Annotated in this window: 13 protein-coding genes; 8 read left to right on the forward strand and 5 right to left on the reverse strand. The window is 68.2% G+C overall.

Annotated features, from left to right (window positions below; all coding sequences use genetic code 11):
• Positions 1-20: 20 nt before the first annotated feature.
• Both ACE11G_RS07600 and ACE11G_RS07605 read right to left on the reverse strand, forming a co-directional pair.
• A complete protein-coding gene (locus ACE11G_RS07600; protein ID WP_006895455.1) occupies positions 21-767 on the reverse strand; it encodes a DoxX family protein in 747 nt (248 codons plus the stop codon).
• A gap of 114 nt (positions 768-881) precedes the next feature.
• Entirely contained in the window at positions 882-1,580 is a 699-nt protein-coding gene (locus tag ACE11G_RS07605) for an MBL fold metallo-hydrolase (RefSeq protein ID WP_006895456.1), read from the reverse strand.
• Positions 1,581-1,686: 106 nt separating this feature from the next.
• Between ACE11G_RS07605 and uvrA the strand changes: the two genes are divergently transcribed.
• Together uvrA and ACE11G_RS07615 are read left to right on the forward strand one after the other, a co-directional pair.
• Positions 1,687-4,545 (forward strand): excinuclease ABC subunit UvrA, encoded by a 2,859-nt coding sequence (gene uvrA, locus ACE11G_RS07610; protein WP_006895457.1) that lies wholly within the window; start codon positions 1,687-1,689, stop codon positions 4,543-4,545.
• Complete coding sequence (locus ACE11G_RS07615; RefSeq protein ID WP_006895458.1) at positions 4,542-5,330, forward strand: hypothetical protein; 789 nt, start codon at positions 4,542-4,544, stop codon at positions 5,328-5,330. Before uvrA ends, ACE11G_RS07615 begins: the two co-directional genes overlap by 4 nt.
• On the opposite strand, the gene ACE11G_RS07620 is transcribed toward ACE11G_RS07615, so the two are convergent.
• A complete protein-coding gene (locus ACE11G_RS07620; protein WP_006895459.1) occupies positions 5,327-5,617 on the reverse strand; it encodes a hypothetical protein in 291 nt (96 codons plus the stop codon). The two genes, ACE11G_RS07615 and ACE11G_RS07620, sit on opposite strands and share 4 nt — an antisense overlap.
• 88 nt (positions 5,618-5,705) lie before the next feature.
• Positions 5,706-6,122, reverse strand: a complete 417-nt coding sequence (locus ACE11G_RS07625; RefSeq protein ID WP_006895460.1) for a DUF1844 domain-containing protein — start codon at positions 6,120-6,122, stop codon at positions 5,706-5,708.
• Positions 6,123-6,340: 218 nt separating this feature from the next.
• On the opposite strand from ACE11G_RS07625, the gene infC reads away from it, so the two are divergent.
• The 6 genes from infC (at position 6,341) to ACE11G_RS07655 (ending at position 9,790) form a co-directional block, all read left to right on the forward strand.
• On the forward strand, positions 6,341-6,913 hold the full coding sequence (infC, locus tag ACE11G_RS07630) for a translation initiation factor IF-3 (protein WP_006895461.1): 573 nt from the start codon (positions 6,341-6,343) through the stop codon (positions 6,911-6,913).
• 84 nt (positions 6,914-6,997) lie between these two features.
• The gene (rpmI, locus tag ACE11G_RS07635) at positions 6,998-7,192 is read left to right on the forward strand and encodes a 50S ribosomal protein L35 (protein WP_006895462.1); all 195 of its coding nucleotides are present in this window, start codon (positions 6,998-7,000) and stop codon (positions 7,190-7,192) included.
• Between the two features lie 34 nt (positions 7,193-7,226).
• On the forward strand, positions 7,227-7,607 hold the full coding sequence (gene rplT / locus ACE11G_RS07640; protein WP_006895463.1) for a 50S ribosomal protein L20: 381 nt from the start codon (positions 7,227-7,229) through the stop codon (positions 7,605-7,607).
• Positions 7,608-7,618: 11 nt separating this feature from the next.
• A complete protein-coding gene (locus ACE11G_RS07645; RefSeq protein WP_039867011.1) occupies positions 7,619-8,446 on the forward strand; it encodes an RNA methyltransferase in 828 nt (275 codons plus the stop codon).
• A 62-nt stretch (positions 8,447-8,508) separates the two neighbouring features.
• Positions 8,509-8,862 carry a gamma-glutamylcyclotransferase family protein gene (locus ACE11G_RS07650; protein WP_006895465.1) on the forward strand — a complete coding sequence of 118 codons (354 nt, stop codon included), beginning with the start codon at positions 8,509-8,511 and terminating at the stop codon, positions 8,860-8,862.
• Positions 8,863-8,935: 73 nt separating this feature from the next.
• Positions 8,936-9,790, forward strand: a complete 855-nt coding sequence (locus tag ACE11G_RS07655; protein WP_006895466.1) for an ABC transporter ATP-binding protein — start codon at positions 8,936-8,938, stop codon at positions 9,788-9,790.
• Here ACE11G_RS07655 and ACE11G_RS07660 read toward each other — a convergent pair whose 3' ends face one another.
• Complete coding sequence (locus ACE11G_RS07660; protein ID WP_375003994.1) at positions 9,791-12,151, reverse strand: protein kinase; 2,361 nt, start codon at positions 12,149-12,151, stop codon at positions 9,791-9,793.
• Positions 12,152-12,342: the final 191 nt, after the last annotated feature.

A 12,342-nucleotide genomic window follows, 5' to 3' on the forward strand; every position in this document is an offset into this window, starting at 1 on the left:
TGCCCAGAAGGGGCCGGGAGTCAGCTCGCGAGCTGGCGGCGCCACCGGCGGGCGCGGACAGCGGTCTCCTCGCCGACCCTCGTCGCGACGTCGCGTGCGTGTTCGGCGAACTCGGGTGCGCGATCGACGATCTCCTGGGTGGTGTCGGCGAGCTGCGCGCGGGCGGTGCCCGCGAGCTGTGAGGCGCGGTCCCGGATCTCGTCCACGGGCACGCGGTCTACCACTTCCTGTGCGCGTTCGGCCGCATCGTGCGCGAGCGCACTCGCGCGGTCGGTGAACCGTTCCGGTTCCACCTCGGCCGCGGCGTGCAGCGGCTTCGCAGCCCGGTCCGCCAGCTGGTGTGCCTGCACCTGCGCCTGCTCGAGCGTCCGCCGGGCGCGCCAGCCCAGGGACGGGCGTCCCTCGGTGTCGGCGGCGGCGATCAGGACTCCGCCGAGCAGTCCCACATCCTTCACGAACAACGACTGCTTCAGCGCACGCCGGGCCGGGTCCGTCTCGTTCCAGAAGTCGCTGGCCAGGACCATGGTCGGAACGATGGTTCCGGCGAGGACGGACGACGCCAGCCGCGGTGCGCGGCCGGTGGCGAGGGCGACGCCCGCGGCGATCTGTACGGCTCCGGCGACCTGAACGACGGTCTCGGCGCGAACCGTGGAATCGACCAGCGGCTCGGATGCCTGGGCGCGGCGCGACGGTGAGGTGAGCGCGTCGGCGCCGGAGGCGATGAACGCGGTGCCGAGCAGAGGTCGTGCGATCTTGCGTAACAGCATGGTCGTCCTTTCATCGGGGGACTGTGATCCGGACGCCCGGCCGGCCCGATCCTCGATGCGGTCGGCAGTGGCCGAGCGACGTCCCTCCTCCGAGGCTACCGATCCGGGCCCGGCTCACCAGCCGCGTTCGCGCCACTCGCTCAGATGCGGACGCTCGGCGCCGAGAGTGGTGTCCTTGCCGTGCCCGGGGTAGACGACGGTGTCGTCCCCGAATCGGTCGAAGAGTTTCTCGGTGACGCCGTCGAGCAGGATCTCGAAGTCGCCCGGCTGCCAGGTCTTGCCCACGCCGCCCGGGAACAGGGTGTCGCCGGTGAACAGGTGCACGCGTCCGGAGCGTTCGGTGAGGACCAGCGTGACGGATCCGGCGGTGTGGCCGCTGATGGCGATCACCTCGAGCGACAGGTCTCCGACCTCGATGGTCTCGCCGCCGGTGAGCGTGCGGTCGGGGTCGAGCGGGAGCTCGTCGGCGTCGGCCTCCCCGACGACGATCGGCACCTGAAGCACCCGATGGACCTCCTCGAGGCCCTGCCAGTGGTCGAAGTGTCCGTGCGTGGTGAGGATCTGCGTCACCTCGCCGGGGAGCGCGTCGAGCAGCGCGAGGATGGTCTCCGGATCGTTCGCCGCATCGATCAGCAGGCTCTTCCCGGTCGCGGAGTCGGTGACGATGTAGACGTTGTTGTCCATCGGTCCCACCGACATCTTGACGATCGTCGCGTTGTCGAGCGCCCGGCGCTGCGCATGCGCGCCGTGGTGATCGGGATCGGGGGACACGTTGCCCGTGTAGTCGTCGGTCAGTTCTACCTCGATGCTCATATTCCCAGGTTAACGTCCTCGGCCGTGATGCCCAGCCGGAATTGTCGGAGGGTCCGCGTACGCTTGCAGCCGGATAATTCTGCGACGTGAACGTAAGGAACTTTCTGTGGTTGATCGCCTGATCGTCCGGGGTGCACGGGAGCACAATCTGCGCGGGATCGATGTCGACCTGCCGCGCGATTCGCTGATCGTGTTCACCGGCCTGTCCGGTTCCGGGAAGTCGTCGCTTGCGTTCGACACGATCTTCGCCGAGGGGCAGCGACGCTATGTCGAGTCCCTGTCGGCGTATGCGCGGCAGTTCCTCGGGCAGATGGACAAGCCCGACGTCGACTTCATCGAGGGGCTCTCGCCCGCGGTGTCGATCGATCAGAAGTCGACCAACCGGAACCCGCGCTCGACGGTCGGCACCATCACCGAGGTCTACGACTACCTGCGCTTGCTCTACGCGCGCGCCGGTACCGCGCACTGTCCGGTGTGCGGCGAGAAGATCGCCCGCCAGACGCCGCAGCAGATCGTCGATCAGGTGCTGGCGATGGCCGAGGGCGTGCGCTTTCAGGTCCTCGCCCCCGTGGTGCGCAGCCGCAAGGGCGAGTTCGTGGATCTGTTCGCCGAACTGCAGGTCCAGGGTTTCGCGCGCGCGATGGTCGACGGAGCCGTTCACCAGCTGTCGGATCCGCCGAAGCTCAAGAAGCAGGAGAAGCACGACATCGACGTGGTGGTCGACCGCCTGGTCGTGAAGCCGTCGGCCCGCCAGCGTCTGACCGACTCGGTGGAGACGGCGCTGCGGCTGGCGGACGGCATCGTGGTGCTGGACTTCGTGGACGTCGACGAATCCGACCCGAACCGGCAGCGGCGCTTCTCGGAGCGGATGGCCTGCCCGAACTCCCACCCGATCGCGATCGACGATCTCGAGCCGCGCGCGTTCTCGTTCAACTCGCCGTTCGGCGCCTGTCCCGAGTGCGACGGTCTGGGCGTCCGCAAGGAGGTCGACGAATCGCTCGTGGTGCCGGATCCCGACCTCACCCTGCGGGAGGGTGCGATCGCCCCCTGGTCGACCGGTCATAACGCCGACTACTTCCTCCGGCTGATCGAGGGTCTGGGCGACCAGATGGGGTTCGACGTCGACACCCCGTGGGAGTCGTTGCCGCGTACCGCGCGCAGAGCACTGCTGAACGGCTCCGATCATCAGGTCCATGTGAAGTTCCGCAACCGGTATGGACGGACGCGGTCGTACTACACCGAGTTCGAGGGCGTCATGGCGTTCCTGTCGCGGCGTGCGGAGACCACCGAGTCCGAGCAGATGAAGGACCGCTACGAGGGCTATATGCGCGACGTGCCGTGCCCGGCCTGCAACGGCGCCCGGCTGCGGCCGGAGATCCTGGCGGTCACGCTCGACCACCCGGTGTACGGTCCCAAGTCGATCGCCGACGTCACGTCGCTGTCGGTCGCCGAGTGCGCCGACTACCTGAACGGTCTGGAACTCGGCGAGCGCGAGGCCGCCATCGCCGGACGGGTCCTCAAGGAAGTGCAGGCGCGCATCACATTCCTGCTCGATGTCGGCCTCGAGTACCTCTCGCTCTCGCGGGCGGCGGGTTCGCTCTCCGGCGGCGAGGCTCAGCGCATCCGCCTCGCGACGCAGATCGGAGCCGGGCTCGCGGGAGTGCTGTACGTGCTCGACGAACCGTCAATCGGTCTGCACCAGCGGGACAACCGGCGGCTGATCGACACTCTCGTCCGGCTGCGCGACCTGGGCAACACGCTGATCGTCGTCGAGCACGACGAGGACACCATCCGGGCCGCCGACTGGATCGTCGACATCGGCCCGCGTGCGGGCGAGCACGGTGGGCGAGTAGTGCACAGCGGCAGCTACCCGGACCTGCTGGCGAATCCGGAGTCGATCACCGGCGCGTATCTGTCCGGCCGCGAGGTGCTGCCGGTTCCGTCGATCCGGCGTCCGATCGACAAGAAGCGCATGCTGACCGTCGTGGGTGCCAGCGAGAACAACCTCAAGAACATCGACGTGTCGTTCCCGCTGGGGGTCCTGACCGCGGTCACCGGCGTCTCGGGGTCGGGCAAGTCGACCCTCGTGAACGACATCCTCGCCACGGTGCTCGCGAACAAGCTGAACGGCGCGCGGCAGGTTCCCGGCCATCACAAGCGGATCAAGGGACTCGACCACCTCGACAAACTGGTCCAGGTGGACCAGTCGCCGATCGGCCGCACACCGCGATCGAATCCGGCCACGTACACGGGCGTCTTCGACAAGATCCGGACGCTGTTCGCGGCGACCACCGAGGCGAAGGTGCGCGGCTACCAGCCCGGTCGGTTCTCGTTCAATGTGAAGGGCGGCCGGTGCGAGGCGTGCATGGGCGAGGGCACCATCAAGATCGAAATGAACTTCCTGCCCGACGTCTATGTGCCCTGCGAGGTGTGCCACGGCGCGCGGTACAACCGCGAGACGCTCGAGGTGCACTACAAGGGCAAGACGATCGCCGAGGTCCTCGATATGCCGATCGAGGAGGCCGCAGACTTCTTCGAGCCGGTCACCTCGATCCACCGGTATCTCAAGACGCTGGTCGACGTGGGTCTCGGGTACGTGAGGCTCGGTCAGCCCGCACCCACCCTGTCCGGAGGCGAGGCGCAGCGGGTGAAGCTGGCGGCCGAACTCCAGAAGCGGTCGACCGGCCGCACGGTGTACATCCTCGACGAGCCGACCACCGGCCTGCACTTCGAGGACATCCGCAAGCTGCTGCTGGTGATCAACGGGCTCGTCGACAAGGGCAACACGGTCATCGTCATCGAGCACAACCTCGACGTGATCAAGACCGCCGACTGGATCATCGACATGGGACCCGAGGGCGGCAGCGGCGGCGGCACCGTGGTCGCCGAGGGCACACCCGAGCAGGTGGCAGAGGTTGCCCGGAGCCACACCGGCGCCTTCATCAGGGAGTTGCTCGCGCCGTGACCTCGGCCGGCGGAGACGACTGGCTGACCACGCGATTGCGTGCGGCGGGCTGCGTGTTCGCTGAAGAGGAGGCCGCGATTCTCCGCCGCTGGGCGGACGGCGAGGCACAACTCGGCCAGTGGGCGCGGCAGCGGGCCGCAGGTGAGCCGCTGGAGCACGTCGTCGGACACGTCGATTTCGCCGGTCTGGAACTGGCCGTCGGGCCGGGAGCCTTCGTGCCACGACAGCGGTCGCGGCTGCTGGCGCGGGTAGCTGTCGACCTGCTCGGAGCCCGGCCCGCGCCGGTGTTCGTCGAGGCGTTCTGCGGAGTCGCGCCGATCGCGTCGTACGTCGCGGCCCGGTGCCGGTCCGCGCAGGTGGCCGCGACCGACGCGGATCCGGTTGCGGTCGGGTTCGCTTCCCGCAATCTCATCTCGGGCGCGGTGTACCGGGGCGCGGGGCTGTCGGGACTGCCTGCGGAGCTGCGCCGGGAGATCGACGTGATCGCGGCGGTCCCGCCGTACGTGCCGGCCCAGGCGCTGGAGCTGCTTCCGCATGAGGCCACCGATCACGAGCCGCGCTCGGCGCTGATCGGCGGGGGCGACGACGGTCTGGGGCACGCGTCGGATCTGCTGCGCGAGGCGACCGAGTGGCTGGCGCCGGGGGGCGCTGTCGCGATCGAGATGAACGCCCGACAGGCGCCCGCGGCCAATGAGACCGCTCGCGCTGTCGGCCTGCGCCCGCGGGTGGTGTCCGGCGAGGACGGGCAGACGGTGGTCGTGGTGGCGGCCGCGCCGCGGCGTTAGAGCCCCATCGACCGCCGGAGCTCCTCGAGCTTCTTCTTGGCGGCTTCTTCACGTTTCGCCATCGCGTCGTCGAGCGCTTCGGCCTCCGCCGACATCTCCGACAGCTCTTGGCTCCCGATGGCCGTCGCAGTGCGTTGCTCGATCTTGTCGCGGACATGATCGAAGGTCGGCACACCCGCCGGCGTGTATCCGGTGACGTCTTCGTACGAGGGTGCTTGTACCGGCGGCGCGGAGTCGGGCGGCACGATTTCGGCGTCGAGGGGTTCGTCGTCGCCGGAGTGAGTCATCGCTCCAGCCTACGCCGGACGCCTGCGACCCGGACGTCTGCGACCCGGACGCCTCCGACTCGGACGTCTACGACCCCGGGCGGCGTGATCAGCCCTTGACCGGTCCGGTGTACTTCTCGCCGGGCCCCTCGCCGGGAGCGTCGGGGTACGACGACGCCTCGCGGAATGCGAGTTGCAGCGCCTTGAGCCCGTCCTGGATCGGCTTGCGATGCAGGCCGAGATCAGGGGCGGCGGCGGAGACGAGGCCGGCCAGTGCGTTGATCAGCGCGCGGGCGTCGGGCAGATCCTTGAACTCCTCGTCTCCGCCCGCATCGGGGCCGATCTTCTCGGCCGCGGCGCTCATCAGCATGATCGCCGCGCGGGTGGTGACCTCGACTGCGGGAATAGTGGCGAGCTCGCGAACGTTGTCCTGGTTCGCGTCGTCTCCGCCGACACCTCCCGGGGCGACGTGGACGTTCGCGTCGTCGGAGGAGGTGTCGCCGGTCGAATAGGAGTTATCGTTCACGCCTGTTAGACTGTCACAGCATGACCGCCTCGGTTCGCGCCGGGGTAGCAAGAGGATTCTTCGAGTCCCACCGTGCGACGCTGTCCCAGACACGCAGTTTCACGGTTCCGGTCACACCATCGCCAGTCGATGAACCGAGGTCACTCGGCTCTCGGCGGGCATTATGGTGTTCTCGGCCTCGAATCTCCTCACGCTTGCCAGTCGTATTGGCCGGCCACATGGAAAACATTGATCGAGGAGGCCACATCAGCACTGAAACCCGCATCAACGAGCGCATCCGCGTCCCCGAGGTCCGTCTCGTCGGACCCGGCGGTGAGCAGGTGGGCATTGTGCGTGTTGAAGATGCGCTTCGCCTGGCTTACGAAGCCGACTTGGACCTGGTGGAGGTTGCGCCCGACGCGCGCCCGCCGGTGTGCAAGATCATGGACTACGGCAAGTTCAAGTACGAGGCGGCGCAGAAGAAGCGCGAGTCCCGCCGTAACCAGCAGATGACCGTCATCAAGGAGCAGAAGCTCCGCCCGAAGATCGACGACCACGATTACGAGACCAAGAAGGGTCACGTCATCCGGTTCCTCGAAGCGGGTTCGAAGGTGAAGGTGACGATCATGTTCCGCGGTCGCGAGCAGTCCCGCCCCGAGTTGGGCTACCGCCTGCTGCAGCGCTTGGGAGACGACGTCGCGGAGTACGGCTTCGTCGAGACCTCGGCCAAGCAGGACGGACGCAATATGACCATGGTCCTCGCCCCGCATAAGGGCGCGAAGACCAGGGCCAAGGCCCAGCAGGGATCCTGAACCCACCACACTGAAGTAGCAGTGGACCCGAACCGCCCGGATCGCTCCGGGCGGGACTCGGGTCCGCCCGAATGAAGGAAACCAATGCCGAAGAGCAAGACGCACAAGGGCACCGCGAAGCGATTCAAGGTGACCGGCAGCGGCAAGATCGTCCGTCAGAAGGCAGGCAAGCGCCACCTCCTGGAGCACAAGTCCTCGCGCGTCACGCGTCGCCTGGACGGCATCACCGTGGTGAGCGAGAACGATGCCCCGCGGATCAAGCGCCTGCTGAACCGCTGACTTTCCGCTTAAGACTTTAGAAGGACACTGACTAATGGCACGTGTGAAAAGGGCTGTCAACGCCCAGAAGAAGCGCCGCTCCGTTCTCGAGGCGTCGAAGGGCTACCGCGGACAGCGGTCGCGCCTGTACCGCAAGGCCAAGGAGCAGCAGCTCCACTCGCTGACCTACGCGTACCGGGACCGCAAGGCGCGGAAGGGTGATTTCCGCAAGCTCTGGATCACCCGCATCAACGCGGCGGCTCGTGCGAACGACATCACCTACAACCGCTTCATCCAGGGCCTCAAGCTCGCCGGCGTCGAGGTGGACCGCAAGGTGCTCGCCGACATCGCCGTCACCGACCCGGCCGCGTTCACCGGTCTGGTCGAGGTGGCTCGTGCCGCGCTGCCCGCGGACGTCAACGCTCCCGCTGCCTGATCTCCGCTGAGATCGCAGTGACGCGTTCTGGACCCGCGACGGATGTTCTCACCGAACGTTCGTCGCGGGTCGTTTCGTTGGCGAAGCTGCATCGCGCGTCGGTGCGCCGGAGCGAGGGCCGATTCCTCGTCGAGGGATTCAATGCCGTCGATGCGGCGCTGAGCACCGGCCGTGCGTTGCAGGTACTGGTGCGCGACGACGACGCCGATCGGCACGCCGATCTGGTCCACCGTGCGCTCGACGCGGGCGTTCGTGTGCAGCGCCTCTCACACCGCGCGGCGGACAAACTGTCCGAGACGTCGACGGCGCCCGGGATCTTCGCGGTGTGCGAGTTGCTGACGGCGGCGCTCGGCGACGTCCTCGCGCGCTCACCGAAGCTTCTGGTCATCGCGGTCGAGCCGCGCGAGCCGGGAAACCTCGGCACCCTGACTCGGTGTGCGGACGCCATGGGGGCCGACGCGGTGGTCCTGCTGGGGGAGTCCGTCGACCCGCACAACGGCAAGAGCGTCCGGGCGGGTGCGGGGAGTCTCTTCCACATCCCGACCGTCCGCGAACCGGATGTCGCGGGTGCACTGGCCGCCGTCGCCGCGGCGGGCATCACGACGCTGGCGACGGAGATGGACGGCGAGCTGAGCCTCGACGACGCCGACGAGGTCCTCGCCCGGCCGCACGCGTGGTTGTTCGGGAACGAGGCCCACGGACTGCCCGGGCAGGTGCTCGACGGCGCCGACCACCGCGTCCGGATTCCGCTGCGCGGGCGCGCGGAGAGCCTCAACCTCGCCGCCGCGAGCGCGATCTGCCTGTACGCCAGCTCCCGCGTGCAGAACCGCGGACGCTGATCTCCGAGGGGTCCTGGCCGGGTGAGGTTCTCCGGAAATCCTTGCGGCAGTACGATTCCGGAATGCACGTCCTCTTCAGCTACGGCACCTTGACGGATCCCGCGGTGCAGGAGGGCGTCTTCGGCGCCCGGATGCCGACGGAGCCCGACACCCTGCCGGGCTTCGAGATCGGCACGGTGACGATCACCGATCCCGAGGTCATCGCATTGAGCGGTACCGCGACCCACCTGATTCTGCGGCCGGGGGCACCCGAGGCGGAAGTGCCCGGCGCCCGGCTGGAACTCGACGACGCCGGTCTGCGTGCGGCGGACGAGTACGAGGTCGACGACTATCGTCGCGTCGAGGTGACGCTGAGCTCCGGCATCCGTGCGTGGGTGTATCTGGCACACGAGGACGCGGCAGTCTTGGAGGGATAGGCTTCACTCACCTAAGTTAGGTGAGGCTACTATCGGAGTCGATGGTGCGGAAACCTAATCGAAGGGGTGTGAGGTGTCAGTTTCTCCGGAGGTCGCCGACCGAACCGACGCCGTGATCGCAGGCTCCGCCGAACCGCGGCTGTCGGCCGAGCGGCTGTCGGTCGGATACGACGGCACGACGATCATCGACGGCCTCGACGTGACGATCCCGACCGGCCGGGTCACCACCATCGTCGGTCCCAACGGCTGTGGCAAATCGACTCTGCTGCGCACGCTCTCGCGGCTGCTGTCGCCGTCGGCGGGAGTGGTGATCCTCGACGGAAAGGACATCGCGACGCAGAAGCCGAAGCAGGTGGCGCGCACCCTCGGTCTGCTCCCGCAGAACCCGATCGCGCCCGACGGCCTCACCGTCGCCGATCTCGTCTCCCGCGGCAGGCACCCGCATCAGTCCTGGTATCGGCAGTGGTCGCGGGAGGACGAGGTCGCCGTCGCCGAGGCGATGGAACTGACCTCGACCACCGAACTGGCCGACCGCGCCGTCGACTCCCTGTCCGGCGGTCAGCGCCAGCGCGTGTGGATCGCCATGACGCTGGCGCAGCAGACCGATCTGGTGCTGCTGGACGAGCCGACCACCTACCTGGATCTGGCGCACGCCGTGGACGTCCTCGATCTGGTCGACGAACTGCGCACCGAGCACGGCAAGACGGTGGTCATGGTGCTGCACGATCTGAATCTCGCGGCCCGCTACAGCGATTCGCTCGTGGTCATGCGCTCGGGCGAGATCGTCGCCGAGGGATCGCCGAACGACGTGCTGACCCCGGAACTGCTCGCGGCGGCCTTCGGTCTCGAATCACAGATCGTCACCGATCCGATCGGCGGCACACCGATGGTGGTGCCGATCGGCCGGCGCGGCAGGCACGCCGGCTGATCATGCAGCGAGCTTCACCTCGTGCGGCGTGGTGATCTGATCCTCCGTACGCGTCGCGTCGCCCTGCTGTCCGGTCTTGTTGAGACCCCAGCAGTACTGACTCGAACCCGTGACCGCACACGTCACGCTGTAGGAGGTGACGACCTGGCGGACGTCGCTCACGCCTGACACGTGCTGGGGGCTGTACTGCTGTGAGGTGGACCCGTCACCGACCTGACCGTAGAGGTTGTTGCCCCAGCAGCTGACGTCGCCGTCCGCCACCGCGCAGAACGTTCCGATGTCGACGGAGATCCCGCTGACGCCCGTGAGACCCTCCACCTTCGCCGGTGAGCTCTTCTTGGCCTCGGAGTCCTTGCCGAGCTGCTGATTCTTGTTGCTGCCCCAGCAGTACGGAGCGCCCTCGGCGATGGCGCAGGTGTTCCAGAACGGGGTGTTGTCGATGGTGCCGCCACCGACGGACACCGCGGACACGTCTTTGAGAGAGGTGACCTTGGTGGGGGTGCTGTGATCGTCGGTGCTTCCGTCGCCCAGCTGGCCGTCCCAGTTGCGCCCCCAGCAGTACAGCTCGTCGGATGCGACGGCGCAGACCGACCCGGCCCGTGAGGACACCGCCGTGACGTTCGAGAGCCCGGCCACCTTCGTGGGAGTCTTCAGACTGTCGGTGGTCGACCCACTGCCCAGCTGCCCTCCCGAGTAGAAGCCCCAGCAGTACAGGTCGCCGTCGGAGACCGCGCACGTCGAGGAGTTGGACGTCGAGACCGTGGTCACCTTGCCCAGCCCGGGCACCTTGAAGGGGGTGGTCTTCTTGCTCATCGTTCCGGCGTCGCCGGCCTGCCAGAAGAGGTTGTCTCCCCAGCAGTACAGCGATTCGTCCGCGACCGCGCAGGTGGTGACCGCGGAGTTCGATCCCGTGGAGTCGAAGGCGCCCATCGAGACCGCGGTGACGTTCGAGAGCCCGGCCACCTTGGTCGGCGTCTTGCGTTCGGATGTGGTGCCGTCTCCCAGCTGGCCGTTGGAGTTGTCGCCCCAGCAGTAGAGGCTGCCGGAGCCGATCATGCACTCGCTGCCGTACGCCCCGGCGATCTGCGGGGTCGCGTATACCTCGGCGGCGGGCTCGTCGGACGACGGCCACCACAGAGGCGAGGTCGCGGCCACCGCGACGACGGCGACCGCGGCGACGGCGGCCACGATCCAGCCGATACGCCGCCGCTTCTTCGGCGGCTGCGGCGGTGGTCCCGCGAATCCGTAGGGGCCGGGTCCCGCCTGCTGTCCGCCGGGGAAGGGGCCGGGTCCCGAGAACTGCTGTCCCGGGTAGGGCTGGCCCGGGTAGTGCGGTGCCGCCTGGTAGGGCGCCTGTCCGGAGTACTGTGGGGCTGGCTGGGGGCCGCTGTCGCCGTACGGCACCGGCGCCTGGCCGTGATGCTGCGGTCCCGGCCACGGGGTCGGCGCGGGCGTGGGAGCCGGTGTCGGTGCGGGTGCCGGGGTGGGTCCGCTCGGACCGGGCGGCGCCACCGGCGCCACCATCGTGTGCTGTCCGGCTGCGGTCTGGCGCAGAGCCGCGTCGAGCGCGGCGGCGAAGCCGCGGCAGTCGGGGAATCGCGCTGCGGGATCCTTCGCCATCGCGCGGATCAGGACGGGGGTGAGCGCGTCGAGGTCGGGACGCACCGCGCCGAGCGGAGGAGGCGGCTGCTGCACGTGGGCCATCATCAGCGCGGTCGGGTTCTCGGCGGCGAAGGGCCGCCCGGCCAGGAGCTCATACGCGGTGCACGCGAGTGAGTACTGGTCCGACGCAGGTCCGGCGTGGGCGCCGCCGATCACCTCGGGAGCCGTGTAGGCGACAGTGCCGATGATCGAGTTCACCGCCGTCAGCTGCGGCGAATCGGCGAGCTTGGCGATGCCGAAGTCGAGAAGGACCACCCGGTGCAGGGAGCCGTCCGACGACCGGGTGACCACGATGTTCGCGGGCTTGATGTCCCGGTGCACCACTGACCGCGAATGGGCGTAGTCGAGTCCGTCTGCCACCTGCACGATCGCCTGGACCACCTCGGCGGGAGTCAGCCGCGCCGAGGCGAGATTGGGTCCGTCGATGAAACTCATCGTGAACCACGGCTGGTCGTCGGCGATCCCGTAATTGTGAATCGTGACGATCGACGGATGATCGAGTGCCGCCATCGTCCGCGCCTCATTGCTGAAACGTTGCTGGAAATCGGGGTTCGACGCCCCTCCGACGGAGATCACCTTCATCGCCTCGCGGCGGCTGAGTTGTTCGTTCTCGACGACGTAGACGTCGCCCATGCCACCCGAACCCAGCAGTTCGACCACGCGATAACCGGCGATGGTCGTTCCCGGCGCTTTCGACAACTGGCTGCCTTCCTCTGCTCGGCCCCCAACAGTGCGACCTGCTGAAATCGATGTTTTGATGACGGTAGACCATAAGCGGGCCGATACGCGCGACACCGTCTCCCGAGCGAACGACGACGTCGACGCCGGGGCGGGCCCGCGACGGCGGCCGACGGCGGCCTGAGGGGAGGGGCGCGGGTCGTTTCGACTAC

Origin of the sequence: Gordonia sp. PS3, assembly GCF_041950545.1 — a bacterium.
In the GTDB taxonomy this organism is placed as follows: Bacteria; Actinomycetota; Actinomycetes; order Mycobacteriales; family Mycobacteriaceae; genus Gordonia; species Gordonia sihwensis.